The organism is Micromonospora sp. II, from assembly GCF_001709195.1.
GTDB lineage: Bacteria > Actinomycetota > Actinomycetes > Mycobacteriales > Micromonosporaceae > Micromonospora > Micromonospora chalcea.
The window spans coordinates 1-22,715 of sequence record NZ_LYXF01000089.1; the positions used below are offsets into that span (position 1 = coordinate 1).

Below are 22,715 nucleotides of genomic sequence, written 5' to 3' on the forward strand. Positions count from 1 at the left end.
CGTCCGCATCCGCTCCTCGACGAACCAGTACTGGTTGGCCCGGTCGGCCAGCGTCGCCCGCCCGGCGGCAAGGCCAACGCCGGGCGCCGCGACCCCTCCGCGACACGCGCCGACCTGCTGGCCGAGATCGTCGCCCCGCAGCTCGAACTCTCAGCCGGCCATAGCTCGGACCGCTTCTCGATCAAGCCGGCCAATGGTCGGATGTCCCCAGCCCGACGGCTCGCCAGGTCGAGGTCCCCGCTTGACGAAACCCATAGGGACACCCCCCGCAGCGGGCCGGCCGTCGGTCCCTCGTTCACGCCACTGGAGAGGTGCCATGACCTCCACGTTTGCCCGACGGTTGACGGGCGCGGTCGGCCAGGTCGCGTTGGGCGCGATGCTGCTCGGTGCCGGCATCGCCCACCTGACAGTCGCGCGCCAGGAGTTCTTGGCGCAGGTGCCCTCCTGGCTCCCGCTCGACGCCGATCTCGTCGTCGTCGCCTCCGGAGTGGTCGAGATCTGTCTCGGGCTGGCCCTGCTCGCGGCTTGGAGACAGCCCGTACGCGGCCTCACCGGAGCGGTCGTAGCCGCCTTCTTCGTCGCGGTCTTCCCGGGCAACATCGCTCAGTTCACCGAAGGGCGTGACGGATTCGGCCTGGACACCGACGCGGCACGGGCGGTCCGCCTGCTCTTCCAGCCGCTGCTCGTACTCTGGGCGCTCGCCGCCACCAACGCGGTTCCCGCGCTCCGCTCACTGCGCCGTAGCCCCTGACACACGAACCGAATCCAACGGCATCCGTCAGCCCGGCTGCCGTTCGCTACCTGGGCGCCAGTTGCAGATCGTCTCTGATGACGACCATGTATGCCCAGATGCCGTCGCCGCACCGACACGAACCCCCATGCCGGCGAGCAGCGTGTCACGATGAACGGGGGTGGGCCGTTCTCGACCGTCGCGACTGCGGCGGCCGGGTGGACGCCCCGGACTTTGACGGGTGCGCTGTTGATGGGGGACCGTGGCGCCGTGGATCTGGTGACGCCCTGTCGTCGCCCCTCGTGTCGCCAGGCCGCGAGGCTGCTCAGCAACTGGATTGTCGCTCCAGTCGCTGTCTGCCGAGGGCGGCCCGTCTACTGCCCCTGGTCGACGAGATCCCGCCGATCAAAGGCATCCGCGGCCGACCCGGACAGCGACCGAAACGCATCTACGCCGACCCTGGCTAACGGCGACCGCGGCGGACGGGCTCGGCCTGAGCTGGCGCCAGGTTGATGACCCGGGCGCGGTGGTGGCGGGTCGCCGGCTGAGCGCGATAGACGCTCACCTCGAGCTCTCGCCCGATATACGGCCGGGCGGTGGCTTGCCGCGCACAGGACCTGAGCGAGAATGGGCCAGTTCGAACTCTGCGCAACCCTGGAAGGACCCTCCCTTGGCCGGTGGACTCGTAGCCCTGCTGGATGACGTGGCGGTGCTGGCCCGAGCCGCTGCCGCGTCGATCGATGACATCGGGGCGGGCGCCGCGAAGGCCGGCGCCAAGGCTGCGGGCGTCGTCGTCGACGATGCTGCCGTCACGCCGCAGTACGTGCGGAGCCTGGCGGCCGAGCGCGAGTTGCCGATTATCAAGCGCATTGCCCTGGGGTCGCTGCGCAACAAGTTCTTCATCATCCTGCCGGCCATGCTGCTGCTCAGTCAGTTCGTGCCCTGGCTGCTCACTCCGATCCTCATGCTCGGCGGCGCCTACCTCTGTTACGAAGGCGCGGAGAAGGTGTGGGCCAAGATCGCCCATCACGATGCCCACGGCGCGGGCGAGGAAAAGGTGCAGGACGAGACGACACTGGTGTCCGGGGCGGTACGAACCGACCTGATCCTCTCGGCGGAGATCATGGTCATCAGCCTCAACGAGGTGATCAATGAGGCGTTCTGGTCCCGCCTGGCGATCCTGGCTGTCGTCGCCGTCGTCATAACCGTCATGGTGTACGGCGTGGTGGCCCTGATCGTAAAGATGGACGACGCCGGGCTGCGCCTGTCGCAACGTTCCGGCGCAGTCGCCACGTTCGGCCGCGGTCTGGTGAGGGCGATGCCGGTAGTCCTCACCGTGCTGACGGTGGTCGGCACCGCGGCGATGCTGTGGGTGGGCGGGCACATCCTGCTGCTAGGCACGAACGAGCTGAACCTGCACTTCCTGTACGAGGCCGTGCACCACGTGGAGGTCGCCGCCCACGACTCCACGGGTGCGCTCGGCGGGCTCGTCGGCTGGATCGTCAACACGGTGGCCAGCGCGATCCTCGGGCTGATCGTCGGAGCGCTGGTCGTGCTGGTCATGACTCTCACGCTCCACCGCCGCAAATCCAAGCCTGCGGCTGCGACCGCGGCGGCCACGACTCGTACTGACGGCACCATCCCCGCCCAGCCGAGCCGTGCAGCTCAGCGTCGCGACGACCCTGCGGACCGAGCGCCGCGCGGTTGACGCACATCATCGCCACTCGACTGCGGGGTCAGGCGTTCTGGTGCTGAACCGCGCTTGGTACTCCAGCCGCACCTGGTGGGGTCGGAGTCTTCGCTGGTAGTGGGCCGTTTTGGCGCGGTATTGGTGTCGTCGTCGCCATCGTGACCTACCGACTCGGCATCCGGTTCGACCGGATGCTGGAAGCGGCCCAACGTCGGCGGAGCCGGGCGTTCAGAGCTGGGCGAATAGGTCGCGGGCACTCCCGCAGTCGGGATGTGCCGTTCCGGAGTCAGCGCTCGACGCCGAACTGGATGCCGTCTCGGCCATCAGCGTACGGCGATCAGAACGGGCGAACCGCGGGCGGCATACCCGGGAAGTCCGCCGACTCGCTCACCGACGCCCACTTCTCGACGTCGTCGAGCGCTGCACGGTAGGCGCGGGTGAGGTTGCGAACCGCCTCGGCGCCGAGCGGGAGCCGGAGCGGCGCGTCGGGTGTGTCGAGCATGTTCCGGATCACCCGGGCGGCTCGTGCCGGGTCGCCCTCCTGGATGCCGTCGGCTCCCTCCATGTTCGCGCGCACGGCACCGGTGACCCCCTCGTAGATCGAGCTCTGCCGCGCTGTGTTGAGCACGTCCGCGGCGTTGAACGCGGTGCGGAATCGACTGGGCTCGACGATGAGGACGCGGATCCCGAACGGTGCGACCTCGCCCGCCAGCGCCTCCGACCAGCCCTCGAGCGCGAACTTGCCGGCTGAGTAGCTGCCGACGGCGGGAAACGACATCCGCCCGCCCTGGCTGCTCATCTGCACGACCGCACCAGAGCGACGTTCCCTCATGTGGGGCAGTACGGCACGCACGTAGGCGGCCGGGCCGAACAGGTGCTGCTCGAGCATGGCCCGCAGCGCAGCGTCCGTGATCTCTTCGGCGGCGCCGACCTGTCCGGCGCCTGCATTGTTGACGAGCACGTCGACGCGCCCGAACACCTCCAGCGCCCGCTGCACGACACCGGCCGCTCCGGCCGTGTCGCGCACATCGTGCGCGACGGCGAGGAGCCCATCCCCGTACCGCGCCTTGAGCCCGTCGAAGCGGTCGGCCCGTCGCGCGGTCCCGATCACATGCTCGCCAGCCTGGAGTGCCGCCTCGGCGAGCCCCAGACCGAGGCCGGAACTCGCGCCCGTGATGATCCATGTTCTCGTCTCGGCTGTCGTGGTCACGGCCCCGACACTAGAGCTTCGAGCGCGCTTGAAAGCAAGCCGCGCTCAGGCTCCGGAGGCGACGAGTGGTCCCGCCCGCTTGATCCTCTGCGCGACGATCTCGGTTTCGACGCTGTGCACGCCGGGGAGCGCACCGCGCACCGTTTGCGTTTCAGGCTGGAAACCGAGTTGTCGGTAGACCTCGGCCTTGTCGGCTGGGTCGGCACAGTGAGACTGAACTGGTTGCCGTAGAAGGCGCGGTGGGGTTCGCCGGCCACGACGGCGCAGGGTAGGCCCGCGAGCCGTGGCTCGGACCGCTATCTGGTCCGGCGAAGCCGGCCCGAGCTACGGCTTGCGATCAGGCCGTGGCCCGGGGGGCGTGGTCAGGCACCTGAATTCGGAAGCGGGCTGTGCTGTGCGGGTTCCTGCGGTGTCACCGTGAACCCGGTCATGGCCAGCGAGAGCAGGCGGGTCGCTGTGGTACCGGGGTCGCGGTCGTTCTCGGTCGCCAGGGCGATCCCGGTGACCAGTGTCGACAGGTCGCCGAAGGTGACGTCGGGCGCCAGCACTCCGGCCTCGGCGGCCCGGCGTACCAGCGGCTCACCCGCCTCGGACAGTTGGTCGGACGCGCAGTAGACGCTTTCGACGCGGCCGCGGTTCAGCGCCTCGGCCAGGCCCCGGATCGTCGCGGCGGCCCGCGTCATCTCGATCAGGAATTCGACGAGCGCGGCCCCGGGGTCCGGGTTGCCCACTAGTTCGCCCGCGCGGGCGCAGAGGGCGTCGATGCGCTCCCGGAAGACGGCTTCGAGCAGGGCGTGGCGGGTCGGGAAGTGGCGGCGGACCGTGCCGGAGCCCACCCCGGCGGTCCGGGCGATCTGTTCCAGCGACGCGTCGGCCCCGTGCTCGGCAACCGCCTCCGCTGCCACCGCGAGCAGAAGTTCGTAGTTGCGGCGTGCGTCTGCTCGCATGTCTCACCTCGGCGTTGCTAAGCGGCGGGGTCCGCCGTATCTTAGCAAGCATAAACGGCGGGCCCCGCCGTTTCTTGGGTCGAGGAGTGTCCATGTCTGATCGAGCACCAGTACTGGTCACCGGCGCTACCGGCCAGCAGGGCGGGGCGACCGCCCGCGCCCTGCTCGCCGCCGGCGTCCCGGTGCGCGCCCTGGTCCGTAACCCTGCTGCCGCCAAGGCCGCCGAAGTCGCCGCCCTCGGCGCCGAGCTGGTCACCGGCGATCTCCGCGACCCCGCATCGCTGGTCCCGGCCGCCCGGGGAGCCCGCGCCGTCTTCTCCGTACAGATGCCGGAGCTGCGCGGCGACACCTGGGACTTCGAGAGCGAACTCGCCCAGGGCGTCAACCTGATCGAGGCCGCGCTGGCCGCGGAGGTCCCGCAGTTCGTGCACACCTCGGTGTCCGGCGCCGGGCGGCACGAGGACGCCCCCGGCTGGACCGACGGGCGCTGGGCCGCGATGGAGCGCGTCTTCCTGCCCAAGGCCGGCATGCAGGAACGCGTCCGGGCCGCCGGCTTCGACCGGTGGACGCTGATCAAGCCGGGCTTCTTCATGGAGAACTTCCTGCCCGACCTGGCCTACCTGCTGCCGCGGGGCGTCGCGGGCGGGCTCGCGACGGTCCTCCGGCCGCAGACCCACCTGTCGCTGGTCGCCGTCGACGACATCGGTCGCGCGGTCGCAGCTGCCGTCGCCGACCCCGACCGCTTCCACCGCGTCGAACTCGAACTGGCCGGCGACCACCTGCCGATGACGGAAATCGCGAAGATCATCGGTGAGTCGCTCGGCATCGACGGCACCGCTCCCGACATGACCGAGGCGGAAGCGCTTGCCGCCGGTATGCCGCCGTGGGCCACCACCTCCCACGAGTTCTTGAACGTCGCCGGGCAGCCGGCCCGGCCGGAGTTCGCGCGCGCCCTCGGCATCCCCCTGACCCCGTTCGCTGAGTGGGCCGACCGCCACCTGCGCCCCCTCCGTCAGGGCTGACGCCAAGGCTTGGTCATCGTCACGCCCATGGACACGCCGTCCGGTCCAAGTCGGCGAGTTTGTCGGCCGCGACGTGAGCGATCGGTCGAGTTCGACATCGTCGACGAGCCGCCGACGATGTCGACGTTGCGCGGAGCATTCGCATGAGTCACCGGACGACCTCCCCACTCCGGTTCCGTGGCGCGATCAGCCCCACCGATGGAAGCAGCATGAGCAGGGCAAGCCCAGTCAGGAGAGAAGCCACCCACACGGGGCCGAGGTCACTGGAATCCGACAGCGTCAGGGCCGCAAGTGCCGGGCCGGCGGCGGCTCCTATGTTGAGCGCGGCGGTTGCGTAGGAACCTCCCATGGTGGGCGCTTCGGATGCTGCGTAGAGCACCCGCGCGATGAGCGTGCTACCCACCGCGAAAGCCAGGATGCCCTGGACGAAGACGAGGATCAGCAGCAGTACGGGGTGTGTGGCGACGAGTGCGAGTGCCAGCCACCCCAGGAACAGGAGGGGAGCGGCCACTCCGAGAATCGGACGAGGGCGCCGGTCGGAGAGCCGCCCGGCGGCAGTGACGCCGATGAACGATCCGATGCCGAACACGACCAGGGCCAGCGGTACCCACACCTCGTCCAGTCCTGCGGTCTCGGTGACGACGGGTGCAAGAAAGGTGAACGCCGCGAAGGTCCCGCCGTTGACAAACGCTCCGAGCAGCATTGCCACGAGCAGTCGGGGCTTTCGGAGTTGCGCGAGTTCGAAGGCCAGAGACGCGCCGGCGGCGGGCCCTTCCGCTGTCGGCTCGGAGCGGGGCCGGATCCCCGCGAGGATGCCGACAGCGGCGGGGACACACAGCAGCGCGACTGCCCAGAAGGTCGCTCGCCACCCCATCGCGGTGCCGAGCAGCGCGCCCGCCGGCACGCCTGCGACGACAGCGATCGTCGTACCGGAAAGGAGGGCCGCCAAGGCACGCCCCTTCTGGTTCGGGGCCACGAGACCGGTCGCGGTGGTGAGGGCGACGGCCAGGAAGCCGGCGTTGGCAACCGCAGCCAGGACACGGGTTGCGAACAGCACGGAGAAGGACGGGGTTGTCGCGGCGACGACGTGGCAGAGAGTGAAGATCACCACGAATCCAAGGAGCGTGGTCCGTGCCGGCCACCGACGTGCGAAGGCAGCCATGAGGGGTGAGCCGACGATCATCCCGACCGCGAAGGCGGAGGTGAGCAGCCCGGCGGACCCGACGGAGACATCGAGGCTCGTGGCGATGTCGGGCACAAGGCCCGCGAGCATGAATTCAGAGGTGCCCATGGCGAAGACGGCGAGGGCAAGAAGATGGAGAGCGAAAGGCATCGAGTTGCTCCGAGGCATGAAACGGACAGAAGGCGTCTCGTCACCACGGCCAACCCGGGGGTCGAACAACCGCCCACGCGTATGCGGTAGTGGGCGGGAGGCTGGAACCTCAGTGGTTCAGGGGCTGACGGCGTGGCCGAAAGCCCCCGAAGTGTCCGACTCGGGGCTCGACATGGACGCCACTTTACCGATGGCTGCCCGGCTCCCGCACATCCATTTTCGATGAGGCAGGCCGCGCGACAGCTGCCTGGTTCGGCCCATTCCGGTAGACGTTGCGATGGCCACGCGATGCTGAGTGGCTCCGGGGCTTGAAATCCTACTTGCTCAGTAGGAAAATTGATCCATGCTGCTTGTTCGGCTGTTCACCTCCCGCCGGGTCGTCGACCTGATGCGGGTCGCCGCGCAGCTCTGTCGCGTGGCGACCCTTCCGGCCTGAGCGGGCGCTCGCTGCCTCTCGGTCCTCGTCCCGCCGGCTCGCGTCCGGCACCTCCGCGCCCGTTTCCGAGCGGCCGCACGTCAACGAGAGGGATCCGTCATGAACAGTGAACCCGCACCCCCGACGCCGCACGACCCACCCGCGCGTTCGCCGACGACTGGCAGGAGTGGCACCGCCGGCACGAGGAGGCGAGGGCGGACCGCCACGGCTTCCTCGCCGTGGCCGGACTGCACTGGCTCACCGCGGAGCCGCAGCGGTTCCCCGGTGTGCCCGGGGAGTGGCGCACCGGGACGGACGGGCCGGTGGTGACCCTCGCCGACGACGAGGAGATCGTCGTCGACGGCCGGCGCATCCGGAAGAGGCATCAGTTCGGGGTGATCGCCGAGCGCGCCGGGATCACCGTGGAGATCGACGGTGGTGTCCTCGAGGTGGCCCGGCGGGGTGGGCGCGACATCCTCCGACCCCGACGCCCCGACCACCCGCTGCGGACGCGCTACCGGGGTACCGCCACCTTCCCGCCCGCCGAGCGGTGGGTGCTCCAGGGGCGGTTCGTGCCGTTCGAGCGTCCCCGGCCCACCACGGTCGGCGCTGCCGTGGAGGGGCTCCAGCACGTCTACGACGCGCCCGGCCGGATCGAGTTCTGCGTCGACGGGCTGCCGCTGAGCCTGACCGCGTTCAACGGTGTGACGCCCGGCAGCCTATCGGTGTCGCTGGCCGTCGGCGCGCCGGACGAGCAGGGCCGGGTGACGCTGGACTTCAACCGGGCCGTCAACCTGCCGTGCGCGTACACCGACTTCGCGACGTGCCCGCTGCCACCGAGGGAGAACCGGCTGCCGGTCGCCGTCGAGGCCGGGGAGAAGATCCCGTACGAGCGGCTGGCGGCCGACGCCGCCGCCCGTTCCTAGCGCTCCGCGCCCACACCACTCGGGAGGAACGCCCATGACCTCGTCCGCCGACGACCCGATTGACGCCGACGCCGACGCGCTACGCAGGTTGCTGCGCCACCAGGCCAGCACCGTCACTGTGGTCACCGCCCCCGGTGCGCCGCCGGTGGGCTTCACCGCGACATCGTTCACGTCGGTGTCGCTGACGCCGCCGATCGTCTCGTTCTGCCTGAACCTCGGCTCGTCCACGTGGCCGACGCTGGCGCAGGCCCGGCACGTGGCGGTGCACCTGCTCGCACACGGCCAGCACAAGCTGGCCCAGATCTTCGCCACGAGCGGCATCGACCGCTTCGCCGCTCCGACCCGCTGGCGGCCCGGGCCGAACGGACTGCCGATCCTCGACGGCGCCCTGGCCTGGCTGGCGTGCCGGGTCGTCGACCGGGTGGTCGTCGGCGATCACGCGGTCGTGCTGGCCGAGCCGGAGTTGCTCCGGCACGCCGATGTCGGCTCCCCGCTGCTCTACCACCGGGGTCGCTACGCCGGTCTCGCGGACGCTCCGGACGGCACGGCCCGTCGCGCCGCCGCCTGACCATCGGGCCGGCGTCTTGCGCCGGTCGTCGTCGACAGGGTCGCCACTGTGGGCCACCTGTCGGGAACCTGGCGAGGACCGAAGGAGGTCGTATGCGTGCGATCGTCGCCGCTCCGGGCACCGTCGACGGGTTCCGGGTGACCGATGTCCCCGAGCCCGAATGCGGGCCGGGGCAGGTGCTGGTCGAGGTGCGGCATGCCGCCGTCAACAACGGCGAGATCCGTCACCTCGACCTCTGGCCGGCCGGACAGGTGCTCGGGCACGACGCCGCCGGCGAGGTGCTGCGCGCCGCCGAGAGTGGCCCCGGTCCCCGGGTGGGCGACCGGGTGCTCGCCTTCGGACCGGGCGCGTGGGCCCAACTCGCGGTGTTCGACCTGGACAGCGTCGCGGTGGTGCCCCCCGATGTCGACCTGTCCGAGGTTGCCGCGCTGCCGATGGTCGGCCTCACCGCGCTGCGGACGCTGCGTGAGTCCGGTCCGCTGCCCGGGCGTCGCGTACTGATCACCGGGGCGTCCGGGGGAGTGGGCCGAGTTGCCGTCCAGTTGGCTCGGCACGGGGGCGCGTACGTGATCGCCGCGGTCGGGTCGGCGTCCCGGGGCGACGGGCTGGCGGCGCTGGGGGCCGACGAGGTGGTGGTCGGCCTGAAGGCTGTCGGCGACCCGGTCGACGTGGTGCTGGACACCGTGGGAGGCGCCCAGCTGGTGGCCGCGTGGGGTCTGCTCGCGCCGGGCGGGGTGCTGCACAGCATTGGCTGGGCCTCCGGTGAGCCGGCCGTCTTTCCGGTGAACTCGACCTTCGCCCCGGGCGCGTCCCGGACGCTGCGGTCCTTCGGCGACACCACCGCCCCGGCCGCCGATCTGGCGCTGCTGGTGGACCTCGTGGCTCAGGGGGCGCTGCGGGCGCCGATCGGCTGGCGCGGATCGTGGCGTCACCTCGGGGGCGCGATCGAGGCGCTGCGGGAACGACGGGTGCCGGGCAAGGTCGTGCTCGATCTGGACTGACTGTGACGTGCAGCGGTGAGTGCCCGGCGGATCGGTCCCGGCCCGGAGCGGGTCTAGGTCGACCCGCCGGACACATTCGGATTGGGCAAGTGGGAGATCGACGGGTGGGAGAGCAGACGGCGCTCCCGGCGGGGACCGTCCGCCTCCACGAGCGGCCTGTCGGACACATGTCAGCGGGGAACCGACGGAATCGCCGACTGCGGGTCGACCCCGGCGAACGCCAGCCCGATGACAAAGCCGGCGACCTCCTCCAACTGTCGTACCCGGTCGAGCGTTCCGAGGACCGCGGGAACTCCACCGACGTCTCGCACGAGCGACCCGACGACATCGAGTGCGCGCTCGTCGTCACCGCACATGGCGACCGTGACCGGTCCGGCATCGGGCGTCACCCACCGCTCGGCCGGGAAGAGATGGAAAGCCTTGACCACGTGCGCGCCGGGTGCGAGGGCGGCGATGTGGCCGGCGGCCGACCGGGCGGGTTCCGTCCGGAGGGTGCCGACACCGTGCTCGACGGCGTTCGTCGGGTCGATCAGGGCGAGGCCGGCCAGTGCGCCGGCGGGCCCGCCGGCCGCTGTCAGCATCTCGGTGACGCCGTCCCAGTGGACCGCGAGCAGAACCGCGTCGGCGCCGGCGGCGACCGTCGGCACGGGCCGCGCGGTGCCGCCGATCCGGTTCGCGATCGCTTCGGCGGCGGCCGTCGAGCGACCCCCGATGATGATGTCGTGTCCGGCCCGGGCCCAGCCGGTGGCCAGTGCCGTGGCGAGGTTGCCGGTGCCGAGGATTCCGATCCGCATACCGTCACGCTAGGCAGGCCGACGCGCACCGGATGGTGCATGTCGGGCGTGCCAGGATGGGCGCATGGGTGACGGCGACCTCTGCGAGGAACTCGTAGCCGACTGCCGGATGCGGATGGCGACGGACCTGTTCGCGCACACGTGGGATGCGGTCGTGCTGGCCGCGCTGGCCGAGGGCGCCCTCCGCCGCCGCTCACTGCGGGCACGAATCGGAGGAATCAGCGACAAGGCGCTCACCGAGGCCGTACACAGGCTGGTCGGCAACGGCCTGGTCGAGCGGCGGTTCTTCCCCCAGGCGCCGCCCCGGGTCGATTACGCGCTCACCGATCTCGGCCGCAGCTTCGCCGACGGCCCGATGCGGGCGCTGGGCGTCTGGGTCACCGAGCATGGCGACGAACTGTTCGAGGCGCAGGAGCGGCTCAGCGCGTCGTAGCACCGCGAACGGCCCGGGCCGTTCGCGTACCCCACCCACTGAACCGCCCGGAGTCGTCGGGGTCGGCGATGACCTCAACCGGCGGTTCAATGCGCTCTTTGGTGACGTGGGCCAGGACTCAACGGGAAGCCCGTCACCGTGACGGGGCCGTGAGGTTTCCATACGCCCATTGGCGTGGACGCTACGTGCCTCGCGCCGGGTCGTGCTCACTCCAGCCCTGATCGAGGATCCGGAATCCCGCGTCGAGCATCGGATCGGTGTCACTCGTCACGAGTAGCTGGATCTGGAGGGCGAACCGGGCGTAGATCCGGATGTCGTCGCTCGGCTGGGACAGGCCGAGATCCTCGGTGATGGCTGCGACGAGTGCGTCCTCATGGCGGAGCCACATCCGGGAGGCGTACTCCTGGAGGGCCGGTGTGGCTTCCATCAGCGACATGACCCGGCGGCGGAGCGGCGCTTCCTCGCCGGACCACATGGCGACGAATTCGGAGCGGTAGTGGGCCTTCAGCGCTTCCGAGATCGAGAGGCCGGCCGGCCGCTCGCGCACGGCGGCGACGAGTCGCTCGCGTTGCGCGTCTTCCTCGTGGAAGAGGAGTGCCTCCTTCTGGGGGAAGTGGGCGAAGACAGTGGTGGGGGAGACGTCCGCCTGGTCGGCGATCTCCCGCACGCTCACCGCGTCGAAGCCGCGCTCGAGGAACAGCTCCTGCGCAGCTCGCAGGATCGAGGCCCTGGTCACGGCCTTCTTGCGCTCGCGCCGCCCAGTTCGATTCGGCTCCCTTGCCATGCCGTCATCGTACAACTCTGACCATGATGGTATTGACACCAAAACTGGTATCACTACACTTCCGTAGTGATACCAGGCTCCTCTGCCCCTGCCGACCTCGCCGAAGGGCTCCCGGCCATGACACAACTGGTGAAGGCAACGCCGAAGGCAACCGTCTCTGCGGCGTACCGGAGCGGCCAGCGCCAGCCCGCCGGGGCAGCGCTCGCCGCCGCAGCAGCGATCTTCCTGCTGCTCGAGTTCGTCGCCGCCGCGGCCTGGCGGAGCCCGCCCTACAGCTACACCTACCACTACATCAGCGACCTCGGAGTCCACGGCCCGTTGACCGCGTTCGGCCAGTACATGTATTCGCCCCTCTGGTGGGTCATGAACACCGGCTTCTTCCTCTTCGGAGTCCTGGTGTTCATCGGTGTCGCCCTGCTCGACGGCCTGCGAGGCTGGCGCCGGGGGGTCCTGCTCGGCATGGCCGCCCTGGTCGGTGCCGGCGGCGTCGTGCTGGCGCTCTTCCCCGGCGACGGCGAAGCCGACCGGCAGGGCACTGTCGACTTCCACGGTCTGGGCGCCATGGCCGCCATCGTCGGCGGCAACATTCTGATCATCGTGCTCGGGCGCATGTACCGAGACCTCCGCATCGGCAGGAAGCCCGGGAAGGCCATGGTCATGCTCGGCGCCTTCGGACTCGTCTCCACGGCGGCTTTCCTCGCCGTCGCCGGGTCAGGGACCAACGTCTTGGTCGGCCTCGTCGAGCGCTGCGCCGTCTACCCGATCCTCATCGGCCTCATCTCCGCAGGGGTGTCCATCTGTCGCCGCAGCTACCGGGACACCGCCGCGCTCTAGTTCGCGGCCGAGAGGGAAGAGCACCTGCCGTGGTCGCCGACGACCACGGCAACGGGAGTGGACATCATGCTCGACGTACGCCACCTCGATCTCGAAGAGATCGCCACAGCGCTGCAGGACCAGAGTGCGTACGAGTACCGCTGGCTCATCGATCCGGCCAGCGGGGAGATCAGGATGTGGACGGCTGACGGCGGCATCGACGGGAAGACGTCGGTCGACCTCGATGAACTCGATCTGGTTCCGATCGAGGCGTTGCCGCCCTCCGTCTGGCACCGCGACATGGTCGACTTTGCCCAGCGGGTCAGCGACGAGCAGGCGGGCCGCAGGCTCTTACGGGCCGTCCAAGGCAGGGGTGCCTTCCGGCGGTTCAGGGACGAACTGCACGACGAGTATCCGCACCTGCTGACGGTCTGGCATGCCTTCCACCAAGCTCGGGCAACCCGCCGGGCCATTGACTGGCTGCTCGACAGATGCCTGATCGATGACGCTGCCGCGAGCCGCTGTCGGACCGAGCACCCTGACCCGGACGTGCCGTGAGTCGAGCAGTCCGAAGAGGCGGGGGCAGCAGAGCAGGTTGATCGAGCCTATTCGACTTCTCGGAGCAGGGCGGTCCGCCATGTCGCGGGCGGCTGAGTCGCAGGTCGATGTCGGCGCGGCGACGCCTGGCGCGGCGAGCGCCTGCTCGTGCTAACCTACCAATCGCTTGGTTGGTTGATACGGAAGTCATGCCGGCTCCCAAACGCACGCCGGGGGAGCCGCCTCACTACGCAAGGAGACCTCGCGATGGAGGTACTCGTGGTCGGTGGAACCGGCATGATCGGGGTCCACACCGCCCTTCACCTGCGGGACCGGGGAGACAACGTCACCGTCGCCGCCCGAGGGACGGTCGACGCGGACTCACCCGTCGCCGGCCTGCCCGTCCTCCGCGGGGACTACACCCGCCAGACCTTCACCCGCCAGGACCTGGCCCCCTTCGACGCGGTCGTCTTCGCGGCCGGGCAGGACGTACGCCACCTGCCCCGGGACGCGGACGAGGCCACGTTCTGGAAGGAGACCCAGAGCGAGGGGGTGCCGGCCTTCGCCGCCCTCGCCAAGAGCGCGGGCGTCTCCCGCTTCGTCCAGGTCGGCAGCTACTACCACCACCTGCGACCCGACCTGGCCGACTCCAGCGCCTACGTCGCCGCCCGCCGCGACGCCGACGAGGGCGCCCGGGCGCTGGCTGACGACTCCTTCACTGTCTGCACTCTCAACCCGCCCTCGATCATCGGTGCCATCCCCGGCGTCACGGCAAAGCGCTACCGCCGCATGGTGTCCTGGGCGGCCGGCAACGAGCCGCAGATCCCCGACCACGCGCCGGCTGGCGGCACGAACTACATGTCGGCCCGGTCCCTGGCCGAGGCGATCGGCGGCGCGCTCGACCGTGGCGCGGCGGGCGCGGCCTACCTCGTCGGTGACGCCAACCTGACGTTCACGCAGTTCTTCCAGCTGCTGGTCGACGCGGCCGGGGGCAACCGCACCATCGCCGAGCGCGACGAGCCGCACCCCTTCATGCCCGACTCGATGATCGTCCAGGGTCGCGGGAACGTCCTCGCCTACGAGCCGGATCCGGCCGAGACCGCGCTGCTCGGCTACACCCGCGGCGACTGCGAGCGCGCCGTCGCCGAGCTCGTCCAGGTCGTGCGCGCGGCGACCGCTCGCGCGGCGTGACCGGCCTCGGCGCGGCCGACCTCACCGCGCTGCGCGCGCTCTCCGAGACGTACGCCGCAGCGGCCGACGACCGCGACGCGGCAGCGATCGGCGCGCTGTTCGTCCCGGACGGCGTCCTGGTGGTTCCCGAGCCGCCGGCGCACCTCGACCCGCACGTGCCCCACGTCGGCCGCGCCGCTGTCGTGGCCGCGTTAGGGGCGCTCGCCGGCACCCTGGCGACGACTCACGTGGTGGCCGGGGCGCGCTACCTGCCGACGTCGACCGGGGCCCGTGGCCGGGTTCGCGGCACGGCCCACCACCTGCTTCCCGGTCGCGACGGGCCCTCGGACGTGGTCTGGTTCCTGCACTACGACGACGAGTACGCGCGTACCGGCGAAGGTTGGGCCTTCACCCGTCGCGCGGTGACCGTCAACTGGATCGAACGCCACCGCGTCTCCGTGACCCGGGCCGACGAGGAAGGAACCGGCAGATGAGCGCCACCCGCAGGCTCGAGGGCCGGATCGCTGTCGTCACCGGCGGCGCCCTCGGGATCGGCGGCGGCATCTCCCGCCGTCTCGCCGCCGCGGGTGCCCACGTCGTCCTCGTCGACATCGACGGGGAGGCCGCCGCCGGCACCGCCGCCGACATCCGGGGTGCCGGCGGCGAGGTCGAGGTGGTCCTCGCCGACGTACGCACCGCCGACGGTGTCGCCGACGCGGTCGCCGCCGCGGCGGCCGTCGACTCGGGGCGGGTCGACGTGCTCGTCAACAACGTCGGCGACTTCCGCCCGGCCGCCAAGACCTTCCTGCACTCGACCCCGCAGCAGTGGCAGGCGCTCTACGAGATCAACCTGTGGCACGTGCTCGCGATGACGCATGCGCTGCTGCCCGGCATGGTCGATCGGGGCCGTGGCGCCATCGTCAACAACTCGACAGTCGAGGCCTTCCGGGGCATCCCGGCGTGCGCCCCGTACTCCGCCTACAACGCCGGGGTCAGCGCCTTCACCAGGAGCCTCGCCGTCGAGGTCGCCGGTCACGGGGTGCGGGTCAACGCCATCGCGCCCGACCTCGCCGACACGCCCCAGACACCGGCCGCGGCGATGCTGCGCGGACGCGACCCGGAGCTGATCCGTACGTGGATCCCCGTCGGACGCTTCGGCGAGCCCGACGACTATGCCGCCGTGGTCGAGTTCCTCGCCAGCGACGACGCCCGCTTCGTCACCGGGCACACGATCCCCGTCGATGGAGGAACCCTGGCCGCATCGGGCTGGTACGCGCGTGCCGACCGCAAGGGCTGGTCGAACATGCCGAACGCGGCGTGACCGTGGACGCCGGGGCTCGTCGCCGGGTCCCGGCGTCCACTGCAGTGCTCAGTCGCGGCGGTCGAGACCGAAGAGCTCCGCTGCCGCCGCGAGCTGGTCGAGGTACTCGGCCAGGTCACGGTCCGGACGACGAGGTTGACCACGGTGGCGCCCGCCTCGCCGATCCGGCCGACGAGGTCCAGCGCGGCCTCGGGGGCGCCGGTCGGGTCGAGGCGGGCCGGAGGCGTGATGACGACGTCGAACCCCTCCGGCAGGTCGTGCTCGGCGAGCATCCGCGGCAGCGTCTCCAGGTCCGGCCCGCGATACGTGACGGGGGCCGGCGCCCATCCGTCGCCCAGGGTGACCGCGCGCCGCAGGGCACGCCTGCTGTGGCCACCGACCCAGATCGGGACCTTCTGCTGAACCGCGTGCGGGCTGATCACCTGCTCGGTGAAGTGGTAGTACTCCCCGTGGTAGGTCGCGAGCCGTACCGACAGGGACGCCCGCAGCGCCCGCAGGGCGTCGTCGGCCCGTGGCCCACGGTCGGCGAACGGACGCCCGAGCAGCGCGAACTCCTCTTCGAGGTTGCCGACGCCGACGCCGAGGACGACCCGCCCGCCGCTGAGGTGGTCGAGCGTGCCGTACCGCTTGGCCAACTCGAGCGGATGGTGCAGCCCGAGCACGAGCACGTACGGCAGGAAGCGGATCCGCTCGGTGATCGCCGCGAGGTACGAGAACGTCGCGACCGGGTCGTAGAAGCGTTCACCCCGGGCCAGCCCCGGTGACACGCTGACGTGCTCCGGGCAGGTGAAGAACTCGTACCCGAGCCGGTCGGCGGTGGTGAAGACGGTGCGCAACTCGGCGACCCCGGCCTCGGCCTCCCACGGGGGCCGGGGCCCGGAGTCGGCCAGGACCGGGGAACTGAGGCCGATGCGCACGGCCTCAGGCCTCGGATTCGACGGCGCGGGCGAGGAGATCGCGGCCCTCGTCGGTGCCGTCGAGCTGGCGGTTCCAGCGGTGGGTCACCTTCCAGCCCTCGTCGGTGCGGATGAACTCCCACCGGTTGGAGCCGGTACGCCAGATCCGGTAACCGTTCTGGTCGGGGGCGCTGAGCACGAGCTGCGAGTAGTTCGTCACGACGGCCTGGTCGCCGTCGACGACGATGTGCGGCAGCCCCATGAGGTGGGCGGCGCCGTTGTTGATCAGTGCCTGGTGCCGCTCACCGTTGACCATGCCGCGCAGCGCGTCCCGGCCGTTGAGCACGACCGGGAAGGTGTCGTACACGCCCTCCTCGGTCCACAGCTGGGCGGTGATCTCGGCCGAGCCGCTGTCCACGGCGGGGCCGTAGCTGGCCACGATCCGCCAGAGGGCGAGCTGGTCCTCGGCTGCGGCGAGGCGCCGTTCGGCCTGTTCGAGGCGAGCCTCGAGCAGGGCGAGCCGGTCGGGCTGCGAGTCGCTCATGGTGGGTTCCTTTCGATCGGGTCTCGTCGGATGAACCGGTCGGCGGCCGGTCAGGCCGGGTTCGTCTCGAAGCGTTCCGGGGCGAGCTCGCGCAGCGCGGCCATCTGCTCGAGGTGGTGGGCGGCCGAGGTGGCCACGAGGCTCGCGTTGACAGCGGTCGCCCCGACGGTGTCGGCCATGCGCAGGTGCGCGCGGGAGCCGTCCGGGTCGCCGAGCGGGTCCAGCGGCGGAATCTGCAGCACGAGGTCGAAGCCGTCCGGGCGTTCCACGGATTCCCAGATGCGGGTCAGCTCCCGCGGTCCGAGGCCGAACGGCGCCCACCCGGTGCCGTACGTCACGGCGCGGCGCAGCGAGCGGCGGGTGCGCCCGCCGATCCACATCGGCACCGTGGTGCGCGGCGCGTGCGGTTCGACGACGAAGTCGGTGAACGTGAACCGGGGCCCCTCGTGGTGCGGCACGGCCCTGCCCCACGCCGCGCGCAGGGCGGTGATCGCCTCGTCGGCGATCTCGCCGCGCCCGGCGAACTCGGCGCTGAGCAGGTCGAACTCCTCTTCGAGGCTGCCGACCCCGATCCCGAGGACGACGCGGCCGCCGCTGAGCAGGTCGAGGGTGCCGTAGGTCTTGGCGAGGGCGAGCGGATGGTGGTAGCCGATGACGACGACGTTCGTCGCGAGCCGGACGCGGCGCGTCGCCGAGGCGAGGAACGACAGCGTGGCCACGGGGTCGAAGTACGTCGCGCCCCGCTCGGCGGCGATCGGTGCGGGCACGGCGACGTGCTCGCTGCAGGTCAGGTGGTGGTAGCCCAGGTCGTCGGCGGCGCGGGCGACGGCCAGCAGCGCGCCGCCGACGTCGGGGCCGGACAGGACGTCCCGTTCCCAGGCGGCCGCGGTGCGCGGATGCTGGACGACGACCGGGGTGAGCAGCCCGATGCGTGCGGTCATGACAGGGTCTCCGATCCGGCGACGCCGCGCGTCGCGCTGGTGGGGCCGGCGTTCGCGGGCGGGATGGTGGCCGCGGCACTGGTCGGGATGAGCCGGAGGCGTTCGAGCAACGCGCCGAAGTCCTCGTCGTCGTCCGGGTCGAGCGGCAGCCCGAGCCCGAGCCCGTCGGCGATGCCGCCGTACGCCTGCCCGAGCACGTCCGGCAGCTCGGCGTAGGTGCCGTGCGGGATGAGGGCGGCCAGGGTCTCGTCGTCGAGGACGGTGGCGAGTCCGGTCCAGCGCCCGGAGGCGGCCATCGCGGCGAGCCGTTCGCCGACCCGGCCCAGGCCGAGCCGGTCCAGGGTGGTGCGGTAGGCGGGAGTGGAGAAGAGGAACGCCAGCTCCTGGCGGGCGGAGTCGCGGCTCGCGGCGAGCGCGGCCGGCGTCGGCCCGGTGATCGACTTGGACACCACGACGACCCGCGGGATCCCGGCGCGTCCGGCCCGTTCGGCCCCGGCGCGCAGCGCGGGGAGTACGACCGTGCGCAGGTGACTCGGGTGCGAGTTCGTCGCGTGGGTGACGAAGCCGTCGGCGAGCTCGCCGGCCACCTCGCAGACGCGCCGGTTGACCCCGCCGGTGTACAGCGCCGGGGCCGCGGTCGGCAGCGGGCCGGGATTGAAGTACGGCTGCAGCCGGGTGAAGCGGTAGTGGCTGCCCTCGTGCTCCAGGGGTTCGCCGGTGCTGAACGCGGCGAAGATCGCCCGGATCGAGGCGAGGTAGTCGCGCAGGTTCTCCACCGGCCGCTCCCACGGCACCGAGAAGCGCCCGACGATGTTGCCGCGTACCTGGGTGGCCAGACCGAGCTGGAAGCGGCCCTCGGAGAACCGCGCGAGGTCCCACGCGGCGTACGCGGTCACCATCGGGCTGCGAGGGAAGGCCAGCGTCATGCTGGTGCGTACGGTGATCCGGCTGGTGTGCTCGGCCGCGAGCAGCGCGACCGCCAGGGAGTCGTGCGTCGTCTCGGGGATGTGCACGGTGTCGAAGCCGAGCCGTTCGATGCGCGCCACGACCGCGGGCACCTCGCGCAGCGCCGTCGTCGGCGGCAGCGTCGTGGTCAGCTCCATCCGGGTGGCGGGTGTCTGTGGCGCCGTCACGGGATGCGGCCCGCCAGGGTGGCGTCGACGACCTCGTCGCCGTTGACGATCCGGGCGAGCTTCTCCAGCCGGGGCGCGCGCCGCAGGTGTGCCCCGCCTTCGACGGGCAGGCACGCGCCGGTGATCCAGGAGGAGCCGGGACCGCAGAGGAAGCGGACCGCGGCGGCGACGTCCTCGGCGCGCCCGATCCGCGACAGGGGCTTCTCGGCGACCGTCGCGGCGGCCAGTTCGGGGTCGGCCAGCAGCCGGCCCGGGTTCTCGCCGTCGGTGGCGACGATGCCGGGGCGTACCACGTTGACCCGTACCGCGAGGTGGCCGAGTTCGTCGGCGGCGACCCGGACGAGCGCTTCGAGCGCGGCCTTGCTCACCGAGTACGACGGCATGAACGGGAAGGAGTGCCCGCCCGCGCTCGACGAGGTGCACACGATCGCACCCCCGCCGCGCGCGGCCAGGGCCTGCCCGCCGTACCGGATGGCGTGCAGCGCCGTGGTGACGTTGCGCCGGAAGTCGTGTTCGAGGGTCTCGGCGTCGAGGGCGAGCAGGGGACGGAAGGTGCCGCCGCCGACTGTGGTGACGACCGCGGCCAGCGGGGTCTCGTCGGCGGCGCGTACCGCTGCTGCCACGTCCTTTTCGCGGGTGGAGTCGCCGGCGCTGATCCGTACCGGTAAACCTCCGGGGGTGGCCGCGGCGATCGTCCCGGCCGCCGCCCGCAGCGTCGCCTCGGTCCGTCCCATGATCGTCACGGCGGCGCCGTCGGCGGCCAGCGCGGCGGCGATGGCGCGGCCGAAGCCGCCGCCCCCGCCGATGACGAGCGCGCCGCGGCCGACGAGCGGGCCGGGTGCGGCGCTGCTCGGATGGGGATCGGTGCTCATGCCTGCTCCCTCGACGCTCGGCGGAACTTCTCCCGCGTGGACGGGTCGTCCATGAGGACGAAGGTGCCGGTGGCCGTGACGCACGTCAGGTCCCCGACGCGCAGTTCGCCGGAGCTGCGCACCTTGCGTCCGTCGCGCCCGTCGTGCCGGGCCAGGATCGTGATCGTCGAGCCGATCGGGATGGCCGCGCGGAACGAGATGTCGAGCCCGACGGTCACCGCGGCGTATCCGGCGCGGGCGTTGGCGATGCCGAGGGCGTGGTCCATCAGCATGGCCGAGGTGCCGCCGTGCACGTGCCCGGGTGGTCCTTGGAAGGCAAGCCTCAGGGTGACCTCCCCGCGTAAGGAACCGTCCGGCTCGACCCAGAGGGACACCGGCGGCGACAGCGGATTCTCGGTGCCGCCGGCGGGGTCGAAGCGGCCCGGGCCGGGCTGGCGCCACATCGTCGCGATCCGCTCGGCGAGGTCCGGGGCGTGGGCGTCGATCCGGGCGGTGAGCGCGTCGAGGTCGGCCACTATCGCGTCGGCGTCGGGGTCGACGGCGCCGCCCGCGCGGGTGATCGCGTCGATGAGCCGGCGGGTGGCCGAGGCGACCGCGTCGATGCCGGTGTCGCGGGGCTGTGCCGTGGCGAGGGGGGCTTCCACCGTGCGGACTCCTTTGGCCGGCCGGACATCAAGCAACCAAGCGCTTGCTTGATGCGCACCTTAGCGACCTGATCGCGTGCTGGCAACGGTTGCCCGCTACGCGCCGCCCCCTTGTCGATCATGCTGCCGATCGCCTATTGACGTGCCCGCACGCTGCCACCTACGGTTCCCAATCGAGCGCTTGTTTGGATCGCGAACGGCCGCAACACCGCCAGTCTCGGGCGCGGATGCCGATCAGCTCCGGACAGGCGCTCCACACCAGCGCCGCCATCCATCACCTCCATGACCATCGCGCCCGCACGGCCGCCGCCGAACGGCCCGGCCGCCCCCGGGAACCCGCCGGGTGACCCGCGGAGCCGCTCCCGCTCTCGGGCCGAAGGTCAGGAAAGGACCATTGTGTCTCGCCTCCCGCGTCGCCGACGCCTCGCCGTCGCCGCGAGCCTGCTCGCCGCCACCCTCGTCGTCGGAGCCTGCTCCGCCACCGGAACCGGCGACCCCGGTGCCACCACGGGTGAGATCGACCCCGACGCCGTCCTGCGGGTGAGCGCCTCGTCGCCGTTCCAGAACCTCGACCCGGCGCAGCCGGCCCCCGGCGGCTACCCCTACCTCACGCTGATCTACGACCGGCTCACCATGGTCGACTCCACCGACCAGGTCGTCCCCGGCCTGGCCAAGAAGTGGACCTACGCCCAGGACGGCTCCTACCTCGAACTCGCCCTGCGCGACGACGTCAAGTTCCACGACGGGACGCCGTTCGACGCCAACGCCGTCAAGGTCAACATCGAGCGCGGCCAGACGCTGCCCACGAGCACCATCAAGCAGGACCTCGCCAGCATCACCGGCGTCACGGTCGTCGACGCGCACACCGTGCGCCTCAACCTCAAGCCGGGCACCGGCGCCGTGCTCCCCTCGGCCCTGGCCACCGCCGCCGGGATGATGGTCTCGCCCAAGGCGATCGCCGACGGCGTCGACCTCAAGCGCGCCCCCGGCAAGGCCGGCTCGGGCCCGTACGTCGTCACCGAGTTCATCCCGAACGAGAAGTACGTCGTCAAGCGCGCCGAGGGCACCTACTGGGACCCCAACGCCGGGCGCCTCGCCGGCATGGAGATCACCCGGGTCCCCGAGGGCGCCACCCGGCTCAACGGCGTCATCAGCGGTCAGACCGACCTCAGCTTCGTCTCCTCGGCCAACGAGATCACCCAGGCCCGCCAGCTCGGCGAGGACGGCCAGCTCAAGGTGACCACCCGCCCGTTCCGCAACGTCCTCGGCATCCTGCTGCGCGCCAACATGGGCGACCTCAAGGACAAGCGGGTCCGTGAGGCAATCGCGCGCTCGGTCGACCCGGCCGCCATCCGCGCGCTCTTCGCCGACACCTGCACGCCCACCCGCAGCATCTACCCGGACAGCCCGTGGGAGGACCCGGCGGCGACCTACCCGTACGAGTTCGACCTGGCCAAGGCCAAGGCGCTGATCTCCGAGGTCGGCGGGGCGAAGGTGTCGATCAGCTTCTCCGCCGGCACCAACACCGAGCAGCCCGCCACCGCCATCCAGGCCGCCATGGCCCAGGCCGGCATCGACGCGAAGCTCAACCCGACGCCGAACTCCGAGACCGAGGCCCGCTTCATCGCCGGCGACTTCGAGCTCGAGGTGTCCAACACGTTCAACCCGCGTCTCGACCCGGCGGGCACTGTGGACAACTACCTGATCGGCAACTACAAGCTCGCCACCGACCCGGAGGTCATCGGCCCGATCGCGGCCAAGGCCGCCGACCCCCGCTCCAGCGTCGAGGAGCGCGCCAAGCAGTACCACCAGCTGTGGGAGCGGCTGTTCAGCGAGGCGTGGTTCATCCCGATCTGCAACCTCACCAGCGCCACCATCGCCTCCCCGAAGGTCGTCGGGGCCGAGCAGCTGCCGTGGACCAACCTCGGCCTGTTCGACCTGCGGACCGTCGCGATGACGAAGGGCTGAGCGTCAGGTCCCCGCCGTCCGCC

23 protein-coding genes and 2 pseudogenes are annotated in these 22,715 nt (G+C 71.3%); 14 read left to right on the top strand and 11 right to left on the bottom strand.

Translation table 11 applies throughout. The annotated features are described in order from the left end of the window. Nucleotides 1-316: 316 nt before the first annotated feature. The 3 genes and pseudogenes from A8711_RS30085 to A8711_RS30090 all read left to right on the top strand — a co-directional run bounded on the left by A8711_RS30085 (nt 317) and on the right by A8711_RS30090 (nt 2,438). Nucleotides 317-751 (top strand): hypothetical protein, encoded by a 435-nt coding sequence (locus A8711_RS30085; protein WP_043324855.1) that lies wholly within the window; start codon nt 317-319, stop codon nt 749-751. A 350-nt stretch (nt 752-1,101) separates the two neighbouring features. Further along, nucleotides 1,102-1,194: pseudogene (locus tag A8711_RS32260) on the top strand (IS5/IS1182 family transposase); the annotation flags it as partial. A gap of 206 nt (nt 1,195-1,400) precedes the next feature. Next, a complete protein-coding gene (locus A8711_RS30090; protein ID WP_069090052.1) occupies nt 1,401-2,438 on the top strand; it encodes a DUF808 domain-containing protein in 1,038 nt (345 codons plus the stop codon). Between the two features lie 319 nt (nt 2,439-2,757). Here the strand turns inward: A8711_RS30090 and A8711_RS30095 are convergent, their stop codons facing one another. Beyond that, a complete protein-coding gene (locus A8711_RS30095; RefSeq protein ID WP_064446367.1) occupies nt 2,758-3,630 on the bottom strand; it encodes an SDR family NAD(P)-dependent oxidoreductase in 873 nt (290 codons plus the stop codon). 362 nt (nt 3,631-3,992) lie between these two features. After that, on the bottom strand, nt 3,993-4,577 hold the full coding sequence (locus A8711_RS30100; protein WP_069090053.1) for a TetR/AcrR family transcriptional regulator: 585 nt from the start codon (nt 4,575-4,577) through the stop codon (nt 3,993-3,995). A gap of 92 nt (nt 4,578-4,669) precedes the next feature. Here A8711_RS30100 and A8711_RS30105 point away from each other — a divergent pair, with 92 nt between their 5' ends. After that, nucleotides 4,670-5,599: an NmrA family NAD(P)-binding protein gene (locus tag A8711_RS30105; RefSeq protein ID WP_069090054.1), complete on the top strand. Its 930-nt coding sequence runs from the start codon at nt 4,670-4,672 to the stop codon at nt 5,597-5,599. A 148-nt stretch (nt 5,600-5,747) separates the two neighbouring features. Here A8711_RS30105 and A8711_RS30110 read toward each other — a convergent pair whose 3' ends face one another. Continuing rightward, entirely contained in the window at nt 5,748-6,932 is a 1,185-nt protein-coding gene (locus A8711_RS30110; protein WP_069090055.1) for a Cmx/CmrA family chloramphenicol efflux MFS transporter, read from the bottom strand. A gap of 654 nt (nt 6,933-7,586) precedes the next feature. On the opposite strand from A8711_RS30110, the gene A8711_RS30115 reads away from it, so the two are divergent. From A8711_RS30115 to A8711_RS30125, 3 genes are all read left to right on the top strand, one after another. After that, nucleotides 7,587-8,273, top strand: a complete 687-nt coding sequence (locus A8711_RS30115) for a DUF1684 domain-containing protein (RefSeq protein WP_083297133.1) — start codon at nt 7,587-7,589, stop codon at nt 8,271-8,273. A gap of 34 nt (nt 8,274-8,307) precedes the next feature. Then, nucleotides 8,308-8,841, top strand: coding sequence for a flavin reductase family protein (locus A8711_RS30120; RefSeq protein WP_043324850.1), 534 nt, complete (start codon nt 8,308-8,310; stop codon nt 8,839-8,841). A 92-nt stretch (nt 8,842-8,933) separates the two neighbouring features. Continuing rightward, on the top strand, nt 8,934-9,842 hold the full coding sequence (locus tag A8711_RS30125; protein WP_083297134.1) for a zinc-binding dehydrogenase: 909 nt from the start codon (nt 8,934-8,936) through the stop codon (nt 9,840-9,842). 170 nt (nt 9,843-10,012) lie between these two features. Here the strand turns inward: A8711_RS30125 and A8711_RS30130 are convergent, their stop codons facing one another. Beyond that, nucleotides 10,013-10,636: an NADPH-dependent F420 reductase gene (locus tag A8711_RS30130; protein WP_069090056.1), complete on the bottom strand. Its 624-nt coding sequence runs from the start codon at nt 10,634-10,636 to the stop codon at nt 10,013-10,015. Between the two features lie 64 nt (nt 10,637-10,700). Between A8711_RS30130 and A8711_RS30135 the strand changes: the two genes are divergently transcribed. Further along, nucleotides 10,701-11,069 (top strand): helix-turn-helix domain-containing protein, encoded by a 369-nt coding sequence (locus A8711_RS30135; RefSeq protein ID WP_069090057.1) that lies wholly within the window; start codon nt 10,701-10,703, stop codon nt 11,067-11,069. A 181-nt stretch (nt 11,070-11,250) separates the two neighbouring features. Here A8711_RS30135 and A8711_RS30140 read toward each other — a convergent pair whose 3' ends face one another. Beyond that, complete coding sequence (locus tag A8711_RS30140) at nt 11,251-11,853, bottom strand: TetR/AcrR family transcriptional regulator (protein WP_083297135.1); 603 nt, start codon at nt 11,851-11,853, stop codon at nt 11,251-11,253. 117 nt (nt 11,854-11,970) lie between these two features. Here A8711_RS30140 and A8711_RS30145 point away from each other — a divergent pair, with 117 nt between their 5' ends. From A8711_RS30145 to A8711_RS33020, 5 genes are all read left to right on the top strand, one after another. Next, nucleotides 11,971-12,687 (top strand): DUF998 domain-containing protein, encoded by a 717-nt coding sequence (locus A8711_RS30145; RefSeq protein WP_069090058.1) that lies wholly within the window; start codon nt 11,971-11,973, stop codon nt 12,685-12,687. Between the two features lie 66 nt (nt 12,688-12,753). Beyond that, on the top strand, nt 12,754-13,224 hold the full coding sequence (locus A8711_RS30150; RefSeq protein WP_069090189.1) for a UPF0158 family protein: 471 nt from the start codon (nt 12,754-12,756) through the stop codon (nt 13,222-13,224). A gap of 246 nt (nt 13,225-13,470) precedes the next feature. Beyond that, complete coding sequence (locus A8711_RS30155; protein ID WP_069090059.1) at nt 13,471-14,394, top strand: NAD(P)-dependent oxidoreductase; 924 nt, start codon at nt 13,471-13,473, stop codon at nt 14,392-14,394. Then, nucleotides 14,391-14,867 (top strand): nuclear transport factor 2 family protein, encoded by a 477-nt coding sequence (locus tag A8711_RS30160; RefSeq protein WP_069090060.1) that lies wholly within the window; start codon nt 14,391-14,393, stop codon nt 14,865-14,867. The genes A8711_RS30155 and A8711_RS30160 overlap by 4 nt, the downstream gene beginning before the upstream one ends. Next, nucleotides 14,864-15,694, top strand: coding sequence for an SDR family NAD(P)-dependent oxidoreductase (locus tag A8711_RS33020; RefSeq protein ID WP_069090061.1), 831 nt, complete (start codon nt 14,864-14,866; stop codon nt 15,692-15,694). Before A8711_RS30160 ends, A8711_RS33020 begins: the two co-directional genes overlap by 4 nt. Nucleotides 15,695-15,843: 149 nt before the next feature. On the opposite strand, the pseudogene A8711_RS31835 reads toward A8711_RS33020, so the two are convergent. The 6 genes and pseudogenes from A8711_RS31835 to A8711_RS30195 form a co-directional block, all read right to left on the bottom strand. Next, nucleotides 15,844-16,611, bottom strand: a pseudogene (locus A8711_RS31835) (TIGR03619 family F420-dependent LLM class oxidoreductase); the annotation flags it as partial. Nucleotides 16,612-16,615: 4 nt separating this feature from the next. Further along, complete coding sequence (locus tag A8711_RS30175) at nt 16,616-17,134, bottom strand: nuclear transport factor 2 family protein (protein ID WP_083297137.1); 519 nt, start codon at nt 17,132-17,134, stop codon at nt 16,616-16,618. A gap of 50 nt (nt 17,135-17,184) precedes the next feature. Then, nucleotides 17,185-18,075 carry a TIGR03619 family F420-dependent LLM class oxidoreductase gene (locus A8711_RS30180; RefSeq protein WP_069090063.1) on the bottom strand — a complete coding sequence of 297 codons (891 nt, stop codon included), beginning with the start codon at nt 18,073-18,075 and terminating at the stop codon, nt 17,185-17,187. Continuing rightward, complete coding sequence (locus A8711_RS30185; protein WP_043330306.1) at nt 18,072-19,178, bottom strand: TIGR03617 family F420-dependent LLM class oxidoreductase; 1,107 nt, start codon at nt 19,176-19,178, stop codon at nt 18,072-18,074. Before A8711_RS30185 ends, A8711_RS30180 begins: the two co-directional genes overlap by 4 nt. Nucleotides 19,179-19,204: 26 nt before the next feature. Then, nucleotides 19,205-20,080 carry an SDR family NAD(P)-dependent oxidoreductase gene (locus A8711_RS30190; RefSeq protein ID WP_069090064.1) on the bottom strand — a complete coding sequence of 292 codons (876 nt, stop codon included), beginning with the start codon at nt 20,078-20,080 and terminating at the stop codon, nt 19,205-19,207. Continuing rightward, a complete protein-coding gene (locus A8711_RS30195; RefSeq protein WP_051611058.1) occupies nt 20,077-20,724 on the bottom strand; it encodes a PaaI family thioesterase in 648 nt (215 codons plus the stop codon). Before A8711_RS30195 ends, A8711_RS30190 begins: the two co-directional genes overlap by 4 nt. A 396-nt stretch (nt 20,725-21,120) precedes the next feature. On the opposite strand from A8711_RS30195, the gene A8711_RS30200 reads away from it, so the two are divergent. Beyond that, complete coding sequence (locus tag A8711_RS30200; RefSeq protein ID WP_069090065.1) at nt 21,121-22,692, top strand: ABC transporter substrate-binding protein; 1,572 nt, start codon at nt 21,121-21,123, stop codon at nt 22,690-22,692. Nucleotides 22,693-22,715 lie beyond the last annotated feature (23 nt).

What these genes read in the sequence shown, in the direction of transcription:
- A8711_RS30085 (WP_043324855.1), top strand. Translation starts at nt 317, where the DNA reads ATGACCTCCACGTTTGCCCGACGGTTGACGGGCGCGGTCGGCCAGGTC.
- A8711_RS30100 (WP_069090053.1), bottom strand. Translation starts at nt 4,577, where the DNA reads ATGCGAGCAGACGCACGCCGCAACTACGAACTTCTGCTCGCGGTGGCA.
- A8711_RS30105 (WP_069090054.1), top strand. Translation starts at nt 4,670, where the DNA reads ATGTCTGATCGAGCACCAGTACTGGTCACCGGCGCTACCGGCCAGCAG.
- A8711_RS30110 (WP_069090055.1), bottom strand. Translation starts at nt 6,932, where the DNA reads ATGCCTTTCGCTCTCCATCTTCTTGCCCTCGCCGTCTTCGCCATGGGC.
- A8711_RS30120 (WP_043324850.1), top strand. Translation starts at nt 8,308, where the DNA reads ATGACCTCGTCCGCCGACGACCCGATTGACGCCGACGCCGACGCGCTA.
- A8711_RS30125 (WP_083297134.1), top strand. Translation starts at nt 8,934, where the DNA reads ATGCGTGCGATCGTCGCCGCTCCGGGCACCGTCGACGGGTTCCGGGTG.
- A8711_RS30130 (WP_069090056.1), bottom strand. Translation starts at nt 10,636, where the DNA reads ATGCGGATCGGAATCCTCGGCACCGGCAACCTCGCCACGGCACTGGCC.
- A8711_RS30135 (WP_069090057.1), top strand. Translation starts at nt 10,701, where the DNA reads ATGGGTGACGGCGACCTCTGCGAGGAACTCGTAGCCGACTGCCGGATG.
- A8711_RS30140 (WP_083297135.1), bottom strand. Translation starts at nt 11,853, where the DNA reads ATGGCAAGGGAGCCGAATCGAACTGGGCGGCGCGAGCGCAAGAAGGCC.
- A8711_RS30145 (WP_069090058.1), top strand. Translation starts at nt 11,971, where the DNA reads ATGACACAACTGGTGAAGGCAACGCCGAAGGCAACCGTCTCTGCGGCG.
- A8711_RS30150 (WP_069090189.1), top strand. Translation starts at nt 12,754, where the DNA reads ATGCTCGACGTACGCCACCTCGATCTCGAAGAGATCGCCACAGCGCTG.
- A8711_RS30155 (WP_069090059.1), top strand. Translation starts at nt 13,471, where the DNA reads ATGGAGGTACTCGTGGTCGGTGGAACCGGCATGATCGGGGTCCACACC.
- A8711_RS33020 (WP_069090061.1), top strand. Translation starts at nt 14,864, where the DNA reads ATGAGCGCCACCCGCAGGCTCGAGGGCCGGATCGCTGTCGTCACCGGC.
- A8711_RS30175 (WP_083297137.1), bottom strand. Translation starts at nt 17,134, where the DNA reads ATGAGCGACTCGCAGCCCGACCGGCTCGCCCTGCTCGAGGCTCGCCTC.
- A8711_RS30180 (WP_069090063.1), bottom strand. Translation starts at nt 18,075, where the DNA reads ATGACCGCACGCATCGGGCTGCTCACCCCGGTCGTCGTCCAGCATCCG.
- A8711_RS30185 (WP_043330306.1), bottom strand. Translation starts at nt 19,178, where the DNA reads ATGGAGCTGACCACGACGCTGCCGCCGACGACGGCGCTGCGCGAGGTG.
- A8711_RS30190 (WP_069090064.1), bottom strand. Translation starts at nt 20,080, where the DNA reads ATGAGCACCGATCCCCATCCGAGCAGCGCCGCACCCGGCCCGCTCGTC.